The organism is Chryseobacterium gallinarum, assembly GCF_001021975.1.
Classification (GTDB): domain Bacteria; phylum Bacteroidota; class Bacteroidia; order Flavobacteriales; family Weeksellaceae; genus Chryseobacterium; species Chryseobacterium gallinarum.
The window spans coordinates 1054789-1072413 of the sequence record NZ_CP009928.1 but is presented as its reverse complement, the minus strand read 5'-3'; the positions used below and the strand labels follow the sequence as shown (position 1 = coordinate 1072413).

The following is a 17625-nucleotide window of genomic DNA, read 5'->3' as shown; positions in this document are numbered from 1 at the left end:
CTGTTTTTGAATTGATAACTCTATAAGTTTGTTATATCATAATTAAATGTAAAATATAGTTATCATATGACAAAAACTCTCTTATTTTTGTCGGTATTTTCATCAGTTTTTGCCTTTGCACAGGAGGATTTGCTGAAAGATATCGACACTATTAAAACCAACACAGAAACTTCACAACCCGCATTCAAAGCCTTGCAGATCGTTACAGGGCAATCTACAAAACTATCTGCAAAAAAAGAATGGTATATTGTTGTTGCCCATCGTTTCGGAGATATTAGCACAGGCTTTAAAGACTTTTTTGGTCTGGACAATGCTTCTACCAAGCTCGGGGTTATTTATGGCATTACGGATGCCGTTTCTGTAAGCTTGTCGAGGGAGACCCATATGAAAACCTTTGAAGGCGCTGTAAAATACAGGCTGGTAAAGCAGAATGAGAATTTTCCGGTAGATATTGTAGGATATCATGTAATGGGTTTAAATACCGCCTTGAATAAAGATACCTATCCCTATCTTACATTCAACGATCGGCTTTCCTACCTGACACAGGCTTTGATTTCCAGAAGGTTTAACGAACAGTTTTCATTGCAGCTTACTCCGTCTTTTGTTCATAAAAATTTATACGAACCGGCAACCGAAGATAAAAACCAGTTTTTGGCCGGAATAGGCGGTCGATATAAAATTTCCAAAAGAGTCTCTGTAAATGCAGAATATTTTGTGAATTTTGATGATCATAGTTTCTATAAAAATCCTCTTTCTTTAGGAGTAGATATAGAAACAGGGGGACATGTTTTCCAGCTTTTATTTACGAATTCCCAGATCAATTCGGATATCGGGTATCTTACCAACGCCACCGGCAGATGGGGAAAAGGACAAATTTTCTTTGGGTTTAATCTTTACAGAGTTTTTTGATATGAGAAAGTTAGCGTACCTATTGACAATATCGGCGGGAAGTATACTGATATCCTGTGAAAGCAGAACCTATGAAGAAATTTCTGATAATACCCCCATTACATTACCGGTAAAATATATAACCGATGTAAAGCCAATTATGGATAATAACTGTAACGCGTGCCACTCGGCAACCAGTTTTAAACCTTTGGCAACCTATGATCAGGTAAAAAATAATATAGACGGAATTCTTGACCGGATTCAAAGACCTGATAACGACCCCGGGAAAATGCCTAAGGGAGGTTCTTTATCTGCAACACAAATCAACATTTTCATTAAATGGAAAGCCGACGGATTAGCTGAAAATTAAAATATCTGATATGAAAAAATTAATAATAACAGGTGTTTTTCTGTTTATGGCAGGTTACACCTCAGCTCAGAAATACAGTTCAAAAACCGGAAAAGTCACCTTTGAGGCCTCTGTGCCATTATTTGAAGATATTTATGCCCGGGATGACAATAATATTGTGGTCTTCAACGCAGATAACGGGGAAATGGCATCCGTTTCATCCGTTAAAAACTTTCACTTTAAAACAAAACTGATGGAAGAACATTTTAATGAAAGTTATGCCGAAACAGCAAAATATCCAAAAACCACCTTTAAAGGAAAAATCGTCAATTTTGATTCCACAAAACTTACTGCGAACCCTCAGAAATATACAATTCAGGGAACCCTCAATTTTCATGGTGTGGATAAAGCGGTCACTTCTACAGCTTCTGTTTATGCCAAAGACGGGAAAGTTTATATGCAGGGAGGATTTGTTGTGAAGCCTGCAGATTACAAAGTAACGATTCCTAAAATGGTAACTAAAAAAATTGCTGAAAATGTAAATGTGGAATATAACTATATCCTGACAAAACAATGAAAAACCTGATCTTACTGCTGAGTATGTTTCTGACTTCGTTGTTATATGCTCAGGAACAAACAAAAACAATTTTTGATGTTGCCAGAAACGGAACGGTTGATGAAGTAAAAGGATTGATGAAACAGAATCCGGATATTATCAATCAACCAAATGAGAATGGTTTTTCACCTCTTATCCTGGCTTGTTACAGAGGCAATACAGAGGTTGCAAAATTTTTGATTGACCATGTAAAAGATGTGAATTATCAAAGTAAAGAAGGAACTGCACTGGCAGGACTTTCGGTAAAATACAATAAAGAGCTTACAGAAGCTTTGCTAAGAAAAAATGCCGACCCTAATATTGCAGATGCTACCGGTTATACTCCTTTATTCTGGGCCGTGAAATTTGGAAACAAAGAATTGGTGGAACTACTGCTTTCATATAAAGCAGATAAATCTAAAAAAGATTCAATGGGAATGACTCCTTTTGAATATGCATTGCAAACCAATAACAAAGAAATCATTAACCTCTTAAAAAATTGATATGAAAAAAATTTTACTCACCATCAGTATGGCCCTCGCTACCCTTGCCTGGGCTCAGTTTTCGTCTGGAACAGTAAGCCTTCCGGTTACTTCCATGACGGTGAAATTGGATACCACTCCTACAGGAGTGACCCTTACAGTAACCGGCGACAGCAATTCTATGTTGGGAATCGGGTTTGGAGGAAATGGAGTGGACAGCGGAGGAATGGCTCCGGGAGCAGATGGGTTTATTTATAATTCTGCAACCACCAGAGATTATTCCTTTATAGGAACTACAACGCCCAATGCTGATGTTTCACAAGACTGGACAGAAGTATCCAATACTATATCAGGAACTACAAGGACTATTGTGGCCACAAGATCTCTTTCCGGTGGGGCGGGAGACTTTGCGATTCCCAATTCGGCAGGAACCATTAATATCTTTTATGCACGCAGGCTTGGAAATCAGGCTTTAGGATATCATGGACCAGCTAATAGAGGATATGCAACATTAACAATGGCAGCCAGTACTTTATCCACAAATGAAGCAGCTGCCGGAAACAAAAAAGTACTTCTTTATCCTAACCCGGCAAAAGAAACGATTGGCTTTAAAAATTTTGATAAAATAAGATCCGTTGATGTTTTTGATGCTACCGGAAGAAAAGTAAAATCAATAAGACCAGACAAAGAGCATATTAATATTGAAGATCTGAAGTCAGGAACTTATTATTTTGAGGTTTTGCTGAAAGACGGAAGTCTGTCTTATGAAAAACTGATTAAAGAATAATTAAAAAAACACATCCTAATATTTTTAAAAAATGCCTCTGATTTTTCGGAGGCGTTTTATTTTTAGAATCAAAAATCTTAAAATGCCCGGTTTAAAGGCTTTGAGCGAATTTTCATATATTTGTATAAACCGTTACCGATGAAAGTTACGTTTGAAAAATACAACCCTTCCTGGAAAATACAATTTGAATCCATTAAAAATGAATTGGAAGAAAGCATCGGTTTTTTGAATCCCGAAATTGAACATATCGGAAGCACATCCGTAGAAGGCTTATCTGCAAAACCTATCATAGATATTATGATCGGGGTAAAAGATGCGGAAGATCTGGATAAAATTCCACATTTATTACAAGGACAGGATTATGTTTATTATGAAAAATATAATAAAGATATGCCTTATCGCCGCTTTTTTATTAAACTTATAAACCGTCCCAAAAACTTAGGATTTCCTGAAACCATTTTCAAGGAAGAGGATATTCCTGAGAAGCTTCATGACCATAGTCTTCGTGTGGCCCATATTCATGCAATTCCTGTATCTTCTGAACATTGGCTTCGTCATATTGCCTTTAGAGATTATTTGTGTACCCATGCCCGTGTAAAGCAGGAATATCAACAGCTTAAAGAAGTTCTGAGCAAAAAAGAATGGTATGACGGTAATGATTATAATGCAGGCAAGGATCCGTTTATTAAAAGAGAAGAACGTAATGCGGTACAGTGGTATATGGAACATCACAAATAAATTTATCTATGAGAAAGGATTTAAAGGAAATAGCCGGTCAGTTTGCAAAATCCAGGATGCTGAATGATTTTATAGAATATGGAGGAGTAGCGGCTGCCATTGAAACTGCAGAAGGTAATGTATATACAGGAATCAGTATAGATACTGCCTGTTCAATGGGGTTTTGTGCAGAGCACAGTGCTGTGGCTGAAATGTTGAAAAATGGTGAACATCGTATTAAAGCAGTAGTAGCCGTAGGTAATGACGGGAATGCAGTTCCTCCTTGTGGAAGATGCAGGGAACTGATGAGTCAATTATCCAAAGAAAATCTTAATGCTGTAGTAGAAGTAAAAAACGGGGTCTTTGTCACTTTAAAAGAACTGATGCCATACGACTGGAAAGAAGATCTTGACAGAACATGGTAGGCTTTTAATGAAATTAAAAATAAACAGTAATGGAATTTAAAACTTTAACCCATACTACGATAGATGAGCTTTTAACGGTCTTTAATCTTTCATTTTCAGATTATATTGTTCCTTTCCATCTGACAAAAGAAATGCTCATCTCAAAAATGGCAGCGGAAAAATTAGATATGGATTTGTCAGTCGGTGCGTTTGAAAACGGACAGCTTATAGGTTTTATCCTTCAGGCTGAAAAGACTGAAAATGGTGAGAAAGTTATCTATAACGGAGGAACAGGAGTGGTTCCGGAAGGCAGAGGTAAAGGATTGGTAAGAAAAATGTATGATTTCATTATTCCGGTTTTGAAAGAAAGGAACGCAAGTGTACTGCTTCTGGAAGTTATTGAAGGAAATCAAAAAGCAATCAGGGCCTATGAAAATCTTGGCTTTAAGATTATGCGAAGGCTTCTTTGCTTTAATGGAATTATACATCCGGAGGAAGAGCAGGCTTCAATTTGTATACGGGAGCTGGAAGATTTCCAATGTGAAAAGTTCCGTTCGTTCTGGGATATTGAACCTTCCTGGCAAGGTTCTGCTTATGTGCTGGATCCCGTTCCGGAAGGGTTTGTCACTTTGGGGGCGTATCCGGGAGAAAACCTGGCAGGGTATGTTATTTATAATCCTTCAGCAAAAAAAGTGCATCAGATTGCCGTTGACCCGGAGCACCGTAGGCAAGGAATCGGGACACAATTATTTAACGCGGTCAGAAAAAGGAATGAAGGGCAGCCGGTTTCTTTGAATAATGTAGATGAGATCTCCGTAAGTACGAGTCAGTTCCTTAGCGAAAAAATAGGACTTACAAACTGGTTATCTCAGTTTGAGATGAAAAAGACAATTTGAAATAAAATGTAAGGTTTAATATACTTTTAATCCTTTAAACTTTTCAGGGAGCAGTATAGAATGTACCTTTGCCAAAAAAATTAAATAATGAAGCGAGGAATACATTTTTTACTGCTGCTTGTCTCCTTTACGGTTTTTGCACAGCAGGTAAATATTGATACGGCTCAGGTAGTAATATCAGGTCGTCATAACACAGCTGAAGCCCAGTCAAAACCTTACGTAATCATGATTTCCACGGATGGTTTCCGTTATGATTATGCCCATAAATACAATGCTGAAAACCTTTTGAAATTTTCTGATCAGGGAGTAAAGGCTGAAGCAATGATCCCAAGCTATCCGAGTATTACATTTCCGAATCACTGGAGCCTGATTACCGGGCTTTATCCTTCTCATCATGGGTTAATTGATAATTTTTTCTACGATTACAAAAGGAAAGAAGTATATGCCATGAGCAATAAAAAAAATGCAGAAGACGGAAGCTGGTATGGAGGGATACCGCTTTGGGGGCTGGCTGAAAAGAATGGGATGGTTTCTGCTTCTTTAATGTGGGTAGGATCTGCCAGTGATGCCGGTGGAATAAGGCCATCTTACTATTATCCCTATCATGAAAAATTCACTCCTTCTGAAAAAGTGGAAAAAGTAGTGAACTGGCTAAAATTACCAGACGATCAAAGACCACACTTTATTTCTTTATATTTCCCGGAAGTGGACGGGAGCGGTCATCATTATGGACCGGATTCAAAAGAAACTGAAAATGCTGTCCACTTGATTGACCACGCAATTGGAGACCTTGTACAGAAAGTAAATGCATTAGGTTTGAAGAATGTCAATTTTATATTCGTTTCAGATCATGGAATGATCAAAGTAGATGGCGGAACGCCATTGGAAATTCCGGCCCTTCTTTTTGATAAAAACAGATTCGATTTTTATAATTCCCAAACGTTATTAAGAGTATATGTTAAAAATCCGGATGAGGTAAAAACCGTTTATAAAGAATTAAAAGCACATAAAACAAATGACTATGATGTTTATCTGGATAAAAGGTTGCCCCGGTATCTGCATTTTGCAACGAGAGATGATCAATATAACAGAATAGGACAGATCCTCCTGCTTCCAAAAGCTCCAAAGATATTTTTAGAGAAAGGAAAGAAAACATCTGTAGGAAAACATGGATACAATCCCCGGGTAGTTCCTGAAATGAAAGCTACTTTCTATGCCTGGGGACCTGAGTTTAAAAATAATCAGATCATCAGTGAATTTGAAAACGTGAATGTCTATCCGCTTGTTGCTGAAATTTTAGGTTTGAAAATCGAACAGCCTGTTGATGGAAAGCTAAAGGTTCTGAAAGGGATACTAAAAGAAAAGAAGTAACCTTAAGGATAAAATTAAGGTAAATTTGTAAAAAGTTTCGGCGCACCAAAGGTGCGCCGAAACTTTTTTACGGATAACAAGACCTACTCTTATAAAGACTTCATATCTATCACAAAACGATACCTTACATCGCTTTTCAGCATTCTTTCGTATGCTTCATTGATTTCCTGCATTCTGATCATTTCAATTTCCGAAACAATATTGTGCTCACCACAGAAATCCAGTAATTCCTGAGTCTCGGCAATACCTCCGATGACAGAGCCTGCTACAGATTTTCTGCCCATAATCATGGGAACTGTATTAAGTATTGGCTCCAGACCACCCAGATATCCGACAAGAACATGGGTTCCGTTAATATTCAGGGTAGCTACATACGGATTAACATCATGAACATAAGGAACGGTATCAATAATCACATCAAATTTCCCTGTTACCGATTTCATTTGTTCCTCATCCGTGGAAATGATTACATGATCAGCTCCCAGTTGTTTGGCATCTTCCGTTTTCCCGGGAGTTCTTGAGAATAAAGTTACCTCAGCTCCAAGTCCTTTAGCCAGTTTAATGGCCATATGGCCTAATCCGCCTAACCCTACGACAGCTACTTTGGAGTTTGGACCTACATTCCAGTGTCTCAAAGGAGACCATGTTGTAATACCGGCACAAAGGAGTGGTGCTACAGCAGCAGGGTCAAGATTTTCAGGAACCTTTAAGACATGGTGGGCATCTACCACTACTTTTTGAGAATATCCACCGAAAGTATGTCCTCCGGAATGTTTATCATGTCCGTTATACGTTCCCGTAAACCCGTTTAGGCAATATTGCTCAAGATCATGCTGACAGCTTTCACAATGCCCACAGGAATCAACAATACATCCTACCCCGGCAAGGTCACCCACTTTAAACTTGGAAACCTCACTTCCAATTTTTGTTATTCTCCCGATAATTTCGTGACCCGGAACAGCAGGGTAGATAGTTCCACCCCAGTCATTTCTTGCGGTATGAAGATCAGAATGACATACCCCGCAATACAGGATTTCTATTTCTACATCTTTAGGAGTGACTTCTCTTCTTTCAATATTCATTTCTTTCAGGTCTGCAGTGGTGGATTCAGCGCCATAAGCTTTTACTGTAAATGTGTTCATTGGTTTACTTTGATTTATGTTATATATTAGATTGATACATTGTGATAGTGCTCATCCGGTACAGGCTCCAGCCATTCAACCATTCCATTCTGGGTATTGGGATTGATTGCAATATGGGTGAACCCACTGTCCGGAGCGGCCCCATGCCAGTGGATAACTTCCGGAAGAATAGTAACAACATCTCCCGGGTGTAAAACCTGGACAGGTTTACCTTTTTCCTGATAGAAACCGGTTCCTGCAGTAACAATCAAGATTTGTCCGCCAGCATGAGAATGCCAGTTATTTCTGCATCCCGGTTCAAAAGTGACGTTTCCGATCTGGCAGTTGAGCTGGTTTTCGTTGAGTTTAATAATCTGGACCCAGGCAGTTCCTCCTGAAAAATATTCTGACGGAGCTTTTTCTCCTCTCGGAAAAATGGTTGTATTAAAAGTTTCCATAATGATACAAAATTCGATACTTTCATAGAAAAACTGCTTATACAGATTACCGGATTACTTACCAATTTTACAGGCAGCCTGCCAGTTCATCCGGAAATTGGTAATTTTGAATAATAAAAATATACTTCATGGAAGATCAGGAGGTTGAAATCTATAACAGCATCTCGGAATACAACAAAATGGCTAATCATGAAACACTTCACCCGTTGGTAAGTGTAATTGACTTTTCCCAATCAGATCCCGTTTGCCAGCACAAAAGGAAATTCGGTTTTTATACCGTTTTCCTGAAAGATGTAATGTGTGGTGACATGCTGTATGGGAAACATAGCTACGATTACCAGGAAGGTACATTGGTGTTTATTGCTCCCGGACAGACCTATGGTATCTATAACAAAGGAAAATATGTTCAACCGGCAGGCTACGCTCTGATTTTTCATCCTGATCTGCTGAAAGGAACAAATCTTGGGAAAAACATTAAAGATTATAATTTCTTTTCGTATGATGTTCATGAAGCCTTACACCTTTCAGAAAAAGAAAGAGAAATTATCCTGGAATGTTTTAAAAATATAAAGCATGAACTCGGACAGCCTATTGATAAACATAGTAAATCATTAATGGTCAATAATATTGAATTGTTTTTGAATTACTGTATGCGTTTTTACGACCGTCAGTTTATTACAAGAGATCATATCAATCAGGGGCTTATCGGTAAATTTGAAAGTCTGGTGGATGATTATCTCAAATCTGAAAAACCTAAAAGTATTGGTTTTCCCATGGTAAATTATTTCGCGGAAAAGCTGAACCTCTCGGCCAATTACTTCGGAGATCTCATAAAAAAAGAATTGGGTATTTCCCCGCAGGAATTCATTCACAATAAATTAATCGATGTCGCCAAAGAACAGATTCTGGAGCATGGAAAATCAATCAGTGAAATTTCTTATGATTTGGGCTTCAAATATCCGCAGCACTTTACAAGATTGTTCAAAACCAAGGTAGGTATTTCCCCGAGTGAATACAAAACTCTGAACTAAGTTTTGAAAATGGATAGCATATTTTTTTGACAGATAGAACCTTTCTCAGTGAATATTTGTGTTATGTGATATTTGTATTTTAATTATTTCCTGTTGTCAAAAAACAAGATTAATTTTAAGGATAAGAATTTTAGCGTTTAAAATGACATCAAATCATAAAGGAATCCATGTTTTTGAAACCGGTTTCGGAAGGATTATCGCCTTAAAAGAAAATGGTATCATCAAGGCCAAAAGTATTCGTTATGCCCATTCCAAAAGGTTTCAGAGGCCTGTTCCTGCAGAAGCTTCTGCATCAGATATTGTTTTTCCGGATAAAACCCCGGTTTGCCCGCAGAAATTAAGTGCTTTAGTGGAAAAAATGATCGGCGCAACGCCGGTTGAAAATTTTGAGCCCGACGAATCTACCCAATACCTTTCAGTAAGCTGTCCCGAAAATAGTAAAGAAAATGAAAAACTTCCGGTTGTTGTATGGATTCACGGAGGATCTCATGAAATAGGTTGTGGGGATCTGCCGACTTCCGATCCGGCGGAATGGATAAAAGAGCAGCATATTATTGTCGTTACGGTTTCCTATCGTTTAGGTCTGTTTGGATTTTTAGGAGGGAGTGAAAGCAGGCCCCCGAATCTTGGGCTATTCGATATCATTGAAGCTTTGAAGTGGGTAAAGTCTTACATTGCAGATTTTGGTGGCGATCCGGAAAATATTACGTTGCTGGGGCAGTCATCGGGAGGAGACGCTATTGCGCATTTAATGATATCGGAGGGGGTAGAAGGATTGTTTCATCGGGTCATTATCCAGAGTGCTCCTTTAGGATTGCGGTATAAAAGACAGAAAATGTCAGCTGAGTTTTTGCAAAAAACAGAGATCCTTAAAGATGAAACCGATGTCTTTAAAATGATGGAGGAGTATGGAAAATATGTACCTTCTGTTATAAAATACGGACTAAAAGCAGCAATGCCTTTCGGAATCCAATATGGATATCCCCCTTTATGTACAGAAGAAGAATCTGTGGAAAAGTGGAAACAGAATGCAAAAAAATATGATGTCCTGATTGGCCTGAATAATGATGAAACAGCATTTTACCTTAAAACATCCGGGGCATTGAATAAGTATTTCGGGAAGGGCTTAGGCTTGAAGATTATGGATAAGACGGTAGAAAAAACTACCAATCTCATCTATGGAACTCCTGCCAGAATATTTGCAGAAAATTATGCCGGGGCTGGAGGAAATGTCTATCTATTCAGAATCATTTCGCGGTCGGAATACAATCATATAGGAGCGCCTCATTGTATTGATCTCCCTTTGATTTTTGGGAATGAGGCTGCCTGGAAATCTTCTGAAATGGTGAAAAATATTCCCTGGAAGTATATTCATGAGAATGGAAGAAAATTAAGAGCACTTTGGGCAGAGTTTGCCAGAACGGGAAAAATAAATGATCATTCGGAAAGACCGGAAATTCTGGACATCCGGAAAGTCGGAGCCTAGTTACTGGATGGAAATTACAATTCCAATATTTTCCGGGCATTATGATTTGAACTTTAAGTAGATGCAATGGTGGAGTTGGAAGATTTGTTGAAGATCCATTGTTGTTTTTTACTTATATTTGATTACTAATCAAAAAATAATAATTATGAAAACAAAAAAAATTCCCAATGCCCGAAAAATTGATCGGCAGGAACTTAAAAATTTAAAAGGAGGAATTATCATCAGAGACAGAATCTGCTGTTTTTATAATGAAGATAATTATTGTTGTGAGTGGGCTCCCGACTTATGGAGCTGCAGGGGTATCAAATGTTAGGATACGACATAATAAGAAAACAAAGCGTACTTCATTTAGGTACGCTTTGTTGTTGATAGACAGTTATATTCTTATTTATTCAGGCACCCATACGCTGACATTCCCGGCCGGTACAGGAAAATCCCCCCATCCGTTTTCATCAATGGTTACCTGGCCTTTGAACCTTTTTAATAGATCCTTACATTTTTTTCCGGCATAGCGTTTACCTATTTCCATAGGCTTATTATAGGCATCTTTATTGCTCAGAACTACGGCGCAGCCTGTATGTTCCTCATCACCTTCACGAACCCATCCCAGGCAATTGGCATCTTCAAAATAATCCCGTTGTGCCCCGTAAGCATGATCTTTCCTGGCTTTAAGAAGTTCTTCAATACCATCCACTTTAGGCATGAAAATTTCCTGATCATGTCCCCCCGAATCTTTATCCACATAATGAGCTCCATACAAGTCAGGATAAAAAACACATGGATAGCCATCCTTTCTTAATAAAATTAAAGCATAGGCAAGAGGCTTAAACCAGGATTCCACGGGAGCTTCCAGATCCTGAAGAGGCTGTGTATCATGGTTGGCCACAAGGCTCACGGAGTGTAACGGGTCAGCCTGAGTAAGAGTTCCTTCAAAAATTTTCCGGAGGTCATAACTGCTCCCTTCTTTTGAAGCATTGTGGAAATTATTTTGTAATGAGCTGTCAAAAAGGCTCATACACCCTTCTGTTACCTCAATATATTTTTGAAGAAGATGAAGATGTCCGGGAGCCCAGTATTCTCCTACGGCAAATATATTTTTTCCTGAATTGGAACGGAGCAGCGTAAGCCATTCTTTATAAAAGTCAAAAGAAATATGTTTCAGGGCATCAAGCCTTACCCCGTCAAAATCCGTCTGGTCAAAATACCATTTTGCCCATTTGTTGAGTTCTTCACGTACAAAAGGATTTCTATGCTCAATGTCATTATACATCAGAAAATCATAGTTGCCCTTTTCATCATGGATCATTTCTTCCCAGTCATTTCCATATTCAGATTGTATTTTAAAAATATGGGGATCCATTCCCTCTGCATAATCCACTCCACTGAAGCAGGTAAAATTCCATTCAAAATCAGAATATTTTTTTCCTCTTCCCGGAAAGGTAAATTTAGTATATGATTCTATTTCGATAACATCAGAGATTACTTTCTCCCTGTTGTTTTCATCTACTTTTACTACTTTGAATTTTTCAAGCTCATCACCGCCGGCTTTATGGCCGAGAACAATATCTACAATAACTTCAATATTCTGTTTCTTTAATGCTTTAATAGCTTTGAGATAATCATTTTTGGTACCATATTTTGTAGGAATAGATCCTTTTTGATCGAATTCGCCGAGATCATAGAGGTCGTAAGCGTCATATCCTACAGAAAGACTGCCATGAGTCCCCTTATAAGCCGGAGGGAGCCAGGCGGAAGTAATTCCTAGTTTTGCCAGGTAGCTAGCTTGCTTTTCTGCTTTTTTCCATAACATTCCATTCCCTTCAGAATACCAGTGGAAAAATTGAATCATGGTTGGGTTCATATATTTATCGATTTGGTCGATACAAGTTAGCAAAAAAATAGGAATTATTCATTTTCAAATTCCTTAAACGGGATTTTTAGTTGAACGGAAACCTGCTTTTTTTCTTCCGTATTAAGCTGAGAAAGCGACAGTCCCAGTAGCCGTACTGCCTTGTCGTAGGGACGAAGTTCCCAGAGTTTTTTTCCGGTGTCGAAATATTGTTCAGGCGAAGTAAAATAGTTTTCTTTTGTAATGCTTCTTGTGAAAAGAGAAAAATCCTTGTATTTGATTTTTAAGGTTAAAGTCCTTCCCAGAATATTGTTTTTCTGTAATCGTTGATGAAGTTCCTGGCTTAAGCTCTCCAGCTTTTCATTAATCTGCTGCTCATCAAAAAGATCTTCAAAAAATGTACGTTCCACTGCTACACTTTTCTGAATCCGATGAGGTTTCACTTCCGAAGTATGAATGCCTCTGACCACATTGTAATAATGTTTACCGGACTTTCCGAAAATTCTGACAAGTTCCTCAAGTGTTCTTTTTTTTAAATCTTTTCCTTTATAAATTCCCAGACTGAACATTTTGTTAGCCGTAACTTTCCCTACTCCATAAAATTTTTCAACAGGTAATTCTTCCAGAAAAGTCTCTACTTTATCAGGATGAATGGTCTTCTGCCCGTTAGGTTTATTGATATCAGAAGCCACCTTTGCAAGGAACTTATTTACAGAAATACCTGCGGAAGCGGTGAGGCCGGTTTGTTCAAAAATTTTTTGTCGGATTTCCCGGGCAATCTGGTTGGCAGATTCTATTCCTTTTTTATTTTCAGTGACATCCAGGTAAGCCTCATCCAAAGATAATGGTTCTACCAGGTCTGTATATTCATAGAAAATTTCACGTATCTGTTTTGAAATTTCTTTATAGCGGGGAAAGCGGGGAGGAACAAAAATGAGATGCGGGCATTTTTCCTTTGCCGTCTTGCTAGGCATGGCAGAACGTACTCCATATTTTCTTGCTTCATAACTGGCGGCAGCCACTACGCCTCTATGCTGGCCGCCAACAGCAATAGCCTTTCCTTTGAGGGTGGGGTTATCATGCTGCTCCACGGAAGCATAAAATGCATCCATATCTACATGAATAATTTTACGAAGCGGCAAAGAAAAATCCATAACACAAAGATATGGATTCCTGTATTTATTTTATAGAAGGGAAGTTAGAAGCTAGAAGCTAGAAGTGGGAAGTTAATATACCCGATAAGGAAATTAAAACCTGCTTACTAAATATAATGAAAGACGAAGTAGTAATTAATAATACGTTAATCCCTTCCATCTCCCGGTATCCGCCTTTTAAGCTTTCAGTCTCATGGTAAGAAGGTGAGGCTCAAAGCCTGCCTTTTCATAAGCTTTTATAGCAGATTCATTCTGTGCATATACATCCAGCCTGACCTCTGAAATACCTCTGGATTTTGCCCAGCCAATCAATTCATCAGTGATCACTTTATTAACGCCTTTCCCCCTGTATTCAGGCTTTACATACATAAAGCCCAGATACGCATACTTTTCAAACGTGTAGTAAGACTTTTCTGCCTTTTTAATCAGAGCATAGCCGGATCCGATGATCTCATTATTTTCTTCAGCAATAATCAAAGTGGCATCCGGAGATTGTATAAAATGGCTCAGATCATAATAATGAATCTCCCCGTCAATAAGTGTAATGTTGAATGGCCTTTCTGCTGAAACAATTCCCTGTTCAAATTCTAAAAGAATTTTTAAATCTTCTTCCCTTGCTTCTCGTGTGGTCATGGTGTTTATGTGATTGTGTTATTATTGTAAAAGACTGTCGATTGTTTTCTGGATTTCAGGATCTTCCGGAGATATAGCATAATATTTTGCAATCGCTGATTTCTGATCGATCACCATATATCTCGGAATCCAGTTCAGGTCTATATAATTGTTGAAATCATTTTTCCATCCTGATGCAAACCAATAATTATCTTTGTCTTTCATATTGAACCTTACGAGACTTTTTTCAAACCCTTCTTTTGATCTTTCTAATGATAAAAATACGAAGTCTACGTTCGGATTATTTTTTTCTAACTCTTCAGCTTTAGGAAGGGCCTGTAAACAATCCCTGCACCATCCGGCCCAGAAGTCTATCACCAAAACCTTACCCTTATGCTGATCAAGGATTTGTTGGATGGTAATTGTTTTTCCCTCTTCATCTTCCAGTTTCTGGCTGAGTGCTTCTTTGGAAAAACCTTTTTTCAGGATGGCAGGAGCCTTTTGAGCATAATTCAGTCCAAAAAGGGCTATTGCAAAAATTAATAACAACTTTCTCATTTCTTACAATTTCATTTATACAAATCTAAACAATGAATTGCAATTGAAGATTGATTTTTCACGAATTAGGAAAAATTTATAATATTGAAAAATTCTATAAAAGGAAATGGATGAGCCGTCGTATAAATCTAATTGGCCCGAAGCAGGCTACGGATAATTTTGAATTAATCCCTTTACTACCGTGATTACGTTCGGCATGGCTTTATTGGCAGCATTTAAAACTTCTTCATGAGAAACGGCAAAAGCGACATCCGGCCCTCCAAGATCGGTAATTACAGACATACAGAATACATCCATTCCCATATGTTTTGCGACAATTACTTCAGGAACGGTGCTCATCCCTACCATATCGCCTCCAATAGCCTTTATCATGCCATATTCAGCGGGTGTCTCAAAAGTTGGCCCTTGCAGGGCAACATATACTCCCTGGTGGATTTTAATGTGATGTTCTGAGGCAACCTGTTCTGCTATGGCAATCATTTTTTTGTTGTAGGGCTCGCTCATATCCACAAAACGTGGTCCAAGCCCATCAATATTTCTGCCACGAAGCGGGTGTTCAGGCATCATATTGATATGATCTTTTAAGATAACGATATCTGCAACACTATAAGCAGGATTTACTCCACCACAGGCGTTGGAAAGAATCAGATTCTGGATGCCTAATAAGTGAAAAACTCTTATGGGAAATGTAACGGTTTCCATAGAGTGGCCTTCGTAATAATGGAAACGGCCGCTCATCATCAGGACTTTTTTACCTTCCAGTATTCCATAGATGAGTTTCCCGGTATGTCCCACTACTGTCGTTTGCGGGAAGTTAGGAATATCCTTATATTCCAAAATATGGATAGGCTCTACTTCATGCTGCAGCTTTCCAAGTCCGGATCCTAAAACAACCGCAAAATCCGGGGTTTCATGAATAATACTTCTGATGAAATCTGCTGTCTCGTTAATTTTTTCTAACATAATCCAGGATGATTTGATTGAATTCTTCCTTTTTATCAATAATGACATTGATAGGCCAGTAGTAAACAATTTCTCTAAGATAGTCAAAAGTTTTCAGACGGACGTAATCTTTCTCCGTGGTCAATATCAGCTTATATTCACCTAATTTTTTATATTCTTCAAGGATTTTCTTAATATCATCATCCGTAAAATTATGATGATCCCTGAACTTTAAATGTTTAACCCGTTTCGAAAATTTCGCCAGGTGCTCCAAAAGAGGCTTCGGGTTGGCGATTCCTGTAATCAATAAAATATCGTAATAGTTCAGATTGTTATCCGGAAGCATTTTATCCTTTCCATATACATTTTCATCATAACCGATGGATGAAAAGAATACTTTTTGGTTATGAGACGGGTTTATCCTGGAAATATAATACCTTTTGGTTTCTTCTGTCAGCTCATCAGGACATTTGCTTACCATGATGATATTGGCTCTTCTGGCACCGGATCTCGACTCTCTGAGATCTCCGGCAGGAAGAAGATAATCTTTGAAATAGGGATCATTAAAATCAGTCATCAGGATATTGAAGCCTGCCTTAATAGCCCTATGCTGCATAGCATCATCCAGCACCAAAACCTCAAGATCCATATCGCTGATTACTTTTTTAGCTCCGGGTACACGGTCTTCGGAAACAGCAATGACAAAACGGTTTTTGAAACGTTCAAAAAGCTGCATGGCTTCATCTCCTACTATTTTGTAGTTGCTGTCATAATTGGTCACCTCATAACCTTTGGTGAGCCTTCCGTAGCCTCGTGAAAGAACTCCGGTCCTGTAATGTTTGGACAGATACTGGGCAAGGTACATCACCATCGGCGATTTTCCGCTTCCGCCCACAGAAAGGTTCCCGACATTGATTATCGGTGTCTTGAATTTTGTCGACTTAAAAATACCCAGATCATACAATGTGTTCCGGATACCCGTTACCAAATGATAACCGAGGGAAAAAGGATAAAGGTACCATCTTTTCATACGATTGCAAAAATAGGAATTTTCATAAGCATTTGATATAATATTCTCAAAGACTTTTCAACAAATATTTCGTTAAATTAAAGTATTTTTGTGGAGTTATTATAATACCTTGAGATACTTTATAGAATTTTCTTACAACGGAAAGAATTATTTCGGCTATCAGATACAGCCGGATGCTATTTCTGTACAGGAAGAACTGGAAAAAGCGCTTTCCACTATTTTACGGGAAGAGATTAAAACAACCGGAGCTGGAAGAACCGATACCGGTGTTCATGCTAAAAAAATATTTGCCCATTTTGATACAGGGCAGGAGTTGAATGATGATCTTCCGAGAAGATTAAACAGTTTTCTTCCTCCGGATATTTCCATCCAGAGGATTTTTAAGGTGAAGGATGATTTTCATGCCCGCTTTGATGCTACTTACAGAACGTATGAATATTATATTTCCTTGTCTAAAAATCCGTTTACCCAGGAATCTGCATGGCAGCACTGGAAAAGGTCACTGGACATCCATACAATGAACGAAGCCTGTAAGATTTTATTTGAATATGAAGATTTTACAAGTTTTGCCAAATTAAAAACAGACAGCAAAACCAATATCTGCAAAATGTATAAAGCAGAATGGGAACAGAACGGAACAGAATTGAAATTCACTGTTTCCGCAAACCGTTTCCTGAGAAATATGGTTCGTGCTATCGTAGGAACAATGGTGGAAATTGGAAGCGGAAAAATGAAGCCTGAAGATCTCCGTAAAGTCATTGAAGATAAAAACCGTAATGCCGCAGGAACCTCTGCACCCGCGCATGGACTGTACCTGGTGGATGTAGGGTATGAGTTTGATGAATGATGGAGAGCAGATATCAGATGATAAATGATATTAGACCGATAAACCTTT

21 protein-coding genes are annotated in these 17625 nt (G+C 38.4%); 13 read left to right on the top strand and 8 right to left on the bottom strand.

All coding sequences use genetic code 11. From position 1 onward, the window contains the following. Positions 1 to 66 precede the first annotated feature (66 nt). From OK18_RS04870 to OK18_RS04830, 9 genes are all read left to right on the top strand, one after another. Complete coding sequence (locus tag OK18_RS04870) at positions 67 to 909, top strand: DUF5777 family beta-barrel protein (protein ID WP_050022246.1); 843 nt, start codon at positions 67 to 69, stop codon at positions 907 to 909. 1 nt (position 910) lies between these two features. After that, complete coding sequence (locus tag OK18_RS04865) at positions 911 to 1258, top strand: hypothetical protein (protein WP_228377696.1); 348 nt, start codon at positions 911 to 913, stop codon at positions 1256 to 1258. Positions 1259 to 1268: 10 nt separating this feature from the next. Continuing rightward, complete coding sequence (locus OK18_RS04860) at positions 1269 to 1814, top strand: YceI family protein (protein WP_050022244.1); 546 nt, start codon at positions 1269 to 1271, stop codon at positions 1812 to 1814. Continuing rightward, on the top strand, positions 1811 to 2335 hold the full coding sequence (locus OK18_RS04855; RefSeq protein ID WP_053327289.1) for an ankyrin repeat domain-containing protein: 525 nt from the start codon (positions 1811 to 1813) through the stop codon (positions 2333 to 2335). Before OK18_RS04860 ends, OK18_RS04855 begins: the two co-directional genes overlap by 4 nt. Before the next feature lies 1 nt (position 2336). Then, positions 2337 to 3101, top strand: a complete 765-nt coding sequence (locus OK18_RS04850) for a T9SS type A sorting domain-containing protein (protein ID WP_050022243.1) — start codon at positions 2337 to 2339, stop codon at positions 3099 to 3101. 138 nt (positions 3102 to 3239) lie between these two features. After that, positions 3240 to 3839: a GrpB family protein gene (locus OK18_RS04845; protein WP_050022242.1), complete on the top strand. Its 600-nt coding sequence runs from the start codon at positions 3240 to 3242 to the stop codon at positions 3837 to 3839. An 8-nt stretch (positions 3840 to 3847) separates the two neighbouring features. Further along, positions 3848 to 4243: a cytidine deaminase family protein gene (locus tag OK18_RS04840; protein ID WP_053327288.1), complete on the top strand. Its 396-nt coding sequence runs from the start codon at positions 3848 to 3850 to the stop codon at positions 4241 to 4243. A 29-nt stretch (positions 4244 to 4272) separates the two neighbouring features. Continuing rightward, entirely contained in the window at positions 4273 to 5118 is an 846-nt protein-coding gene (locus tag OK18_RS04835) for a GNAT family N-acetyltransferase (protein WP_053327287.1), read from the top strand. 87 nt (positions 5119 to 5205) lie between these two features. After that, positions 5206 to 6489: an alkaline phosphatase family protein gene (locus OK18_RS04830; RefSeq protein ID WP_053327286.1), complete on the top strand. Its 1284-nt coding sequence runs from the start codon at positions 5206 to 5208 to the stop codon at positions 6487 to 6489. Between the two features lie 89 nt (positions 6490 to 6578). On the opposite strand, the gene OK18_RS04825 is transcribed toward OK18_RS04830, so the two are convergent. Next, a complete protein-coding gene (locus tag OK18_RS04825; RefSeq protein ID WP_082129139.1) occupies positions 6579 to 7631 on the bottom strand; it encodes an NAD(P)-dependent alcohol dehydrogenase in 1053 nt (350 codons plus the stop codon). 26 nt (positions 7632 to 7657) lie between these two features. Beyond that, positions 7658 to 8068 carry a cupin domain-containing protein gene (locus OK18_RS04820; protein WP_053327285.1) on the bottom strand — a complete coding sequence of 137 codons (411 nt, stop codon included), beginning with the start codon at positions 8066 to 8068 and terminating at the stop codon, positions 7658 to 7660. Between the two features lie 128 nt (positions 8069 to 8196). On the opposite strand from OK18_RS04820, the gene OK18_RS04815 reads away from it, so the two are divergent. From OK18_RS04815 to OK18_RS21080, 3 genes are all read left to right on the top strand, one after another. Then, positions 8197 to 9099 carry a helix-turn-helix domain-containing protein gene (locus OK18_RS04815; protein ID WP_053327284.1) on the top strand — a complete coding sequence of 301 codons (903 nt, stop codon included), beginning with the start codon at positions 8197 to 8199 and terminating at the stop codon, positions 9097 to 9099. Between the two features lie 142 nt (positions 9100 to 9241). After that, on the top strand, positions 9242 to 10585 hold the full coding sequence (locus OK18_RS04810; RefSeq protein ID WP_053327283.1) for a carboxylesterase family protein: 1344 nt from the start codon (positions 9242 to 9244) through the stop codon (positions 10583 to 10585). A 145-nt stretch (positions 10586 to 10730) separates the two neighbouring features. Beyond that, entirely contained in the window at positions 10731 to 10898 is a 168-nt protein-coding gene (locus tag OK18_RS21080) for a hypothetical protein (protein ID WP_156173224.1), read from the top strand. A 75-nt stretch (positions 10899 to 10973) separates the two neighbouring features. On the opposite strand, the gene OK18_RS04805 is transcribed toward OK18_RS21080, so the two are convergent. The 6 genes from OK18_RS04805 to lpxK all read right to left on the bottom strand — a co-directional run bounded on the left by OK18_RS04805 (position 10974) and on the right by lpxK (position 16730). Beyond that, a complete protein-coding gene (locus OK18_RS04805; RefSeq protein WP_053327282.1) occupies positions 10974 to 12446 on the bottom strand; it encodes an alpha-amylase in 1473 nt (490 codons plus the stop codon). Between the two features lie 44 nt (positions 12447 to 12490). Further along, entirely contained in the window at positions 12491 to 13588 is a 1098-nt protein-coding gene (gene dinB / locus OK18_RS04800; RefSeq protein ID WP_050022236.1) for a DNA polymerase IV, read from the bottom strand. A 177-nt stretch (positions 13589 to 13765) separates the two neighbouring features. Further along, positions 13766 to 14221 carry a GNAT family N-acetyltransferase gene (locus OK18_RS04795; protein ID WP_050022235.1) on the bottom strand — a complete coding sequence of 152 codons (456 nt, stop codon included), beginning with the start codon at positions 14219 to 14221 and terminating at the stop codon, positions 13766 to 13768. A gap of 21 nt (positions 14222 to 14242) precedes the next feature. After that, a complete protein-coding gene (locus OK18_RS04790) occupies positions 14243 to 14758 on the bottom strand; it encodes a TlpA family protein disulfide reductase (protein WP_053327281.1) in 516 nt (171 codons plus the stop codon). Between the two features lie 147 nt (positions 14759 to 14905). Beyond that, positions 14906 to 15721, bottom strand: a complete 816-nt coding sequence (locus tag OK18_RS04785; RefSeq protein ID WP_053329293.1) for a purine-nucleoside phosphorylase — start codon at positions 15719 to 15721, stop codon at positions 14906 to 14908. Then, complete coding sequence (gene lpxK / locus OK18_RS04780; RefSeq protein WP_050022234.1) at positions 15705 to 16730, bottom strand: tetraacyldisaccharide 4'-kinase; 1026 nt, start codon at positions 16728 to 16730, stop codon at positions 15705 to 15707. The genes OK18_RS04785 and lpxK overlap by 17 nt, the downstream gene beginning before the upstream one ends. A gap of 109 nt (positions 16731 to 16839) precedes the next feature. Here lpxK and truA point away from each other — a divergent pair, with 109 nt between their 5' ends. Next, entirely contained in the window at positions 16840 to 17577 is a 738-nt protein-coding gene (gene truA, locus OK18_RS04775) for a tRNA pseudouridine(38-40) synthase TruA (RefSeq protein WP_053327280.1), read from the top strand. Positions 17578 to 17625 lie beyond the last annotated feature (48 nt).

Excerpts from the sequence above, each read along its gene's own strand:
- dinB (WP_050022236.1), bottom strand. The coding sequence starts at position 13,588 with ATGGATTTTTCTTTGCCGCTTCGTAAAATTATTCATGTAGATATGGAT.
- OK18_RS04855 (WP_053327289.1), top strand. The coding sequence starts at position 1,811 with ATGAAAAACCTGATCTTACTGCTGAGTATGTTTCTGACTTCGTTGTTA.
- OK18_RS04795 (WP_050022235.1), bottom strand. The coding sequence starts at position 14,221 with ATGACCACACGAGAAGCAAGGGAAGAAGATTTAAAAATTCTTTTAGAA.
- OK18_RS04820 (WP_053327285.1), bottom strand. The coding sequence starts at position 8,068 with ATGGAAACTTTTAATACAACCATTTTTCCGAGAGGAGAAAAAGCTCCG.
- OK18_RS04845 (WP_050022242.1), top strand. The coding sequence starts at position 3,240 with ATGAAAGTTACGTTTGAAAAATACAACCCTTCCTGGAAAATACAATTT.
- OK18_RS04810 (WP_053327283.1), top strand. The coding sequence starts at position 9,242 with ATGACATCAAATCATAAAGGAATCCATGTTTTTGAAACCGGTTTCGGA.
- OK18_RS21080 (WP_156173224.1), top strand. The coding sequence starts at position 10,731 with ATGAAAACAAAAAAAATTCCCAATGCCCGAAAAATTGATCGGCAGGAA.
- OK18_RS04825 (WP_082129139.1), bottom strand. The coding sequence starts at position 7,631 with ATGAACACATTTACAGTAAAAGCTTATGGCGCTGAATCCACCACTGCA.
- OK18_RS04860 (WP_050022244.1), top strand. The coding sequence starts at position 1,269 with ATGAAAAAATTAATAATAACAGGTGTTTTTCTGTTTATGGCAGGTTAC.
- OK18_RS04790 (WP_053327281.1), bottom strand. The coding sequence starts at position 14,758 with ATGAGAAAGTTGTTATTAATTTTTGCAATAGCCCTTTTTGGACTGAAT.
- OK18_RS04850 (WP_050022243.1), top strand. The coding sequence starts at position 2,337 with ATGAAAAAAATTTTACTCACCATCAGTATGGCCCTCGCTACCCTTGCC.
- OK18_RS04785 (WP_053329293.1), bottom strand. The coding sequence starts at position 15,721 with ATGTTAGAAAAAATTAACGAGACAGCAGATTTCATCAGAAGTATTATT.
- OK18_RS04865 (WP_228377696.1), top strand. The coding sequence starts at position 911 with ATGAGAAAGTTAGCGTACCTATTGACAATATCGGCGGGAAGTATACTG.
- OK18_RS04830 (WP_053327286.1), top strand. The coding sequence starts at position 5,206 with ATGAAGCGAGGAATACATTTTTTACTGCTGCTTGTCTCCTTTACGGTT.
- OK18_RS04805 (WP_053327282.1), bottom strand. The coding sequence starts at position 12,446 with ATGAACCCAACCATGATTCAATTTTTCCACTGGTATTCTGAAGGGAAT.
- OK18_RS04840 (WP_053327288.1), top strand. The coding sequence starts at position 3,848 with ATGAGAAAGGATTTAAAGGAAATAGCCGGTCAGTTTGCAAAATCCAGG.
- OK18_RS04815 (WP_053327284.1), top strand. The coding sequence starts at position 8,197 with ATGGAAGATCAGGAGGTTGAAATCTATAACAGCATCTCGGAATACAAC.
- lpxK (WP_050022234.1), bottom strand. The coding sequence starts at position 16,730 with ATGAAAAGATGGTACCTTTATCCTTTTTCCCTCGGTTATCATTTGGTA.
- OK18_RS04835 (WP_053327287.1), top strand. The coding sequence starts at position 4,273 with ATGGAATTTAAAACTTTAACCCATACTACGATAGATGAGCTTTTAACG.
- OK18_RS04870 (WP_050022246.1), top strand. The coding sequence starts at position 67 with ATGACAAAAACTCTCTTATTTTTGTCGGTATTTTCATCAGTTTTTGCC.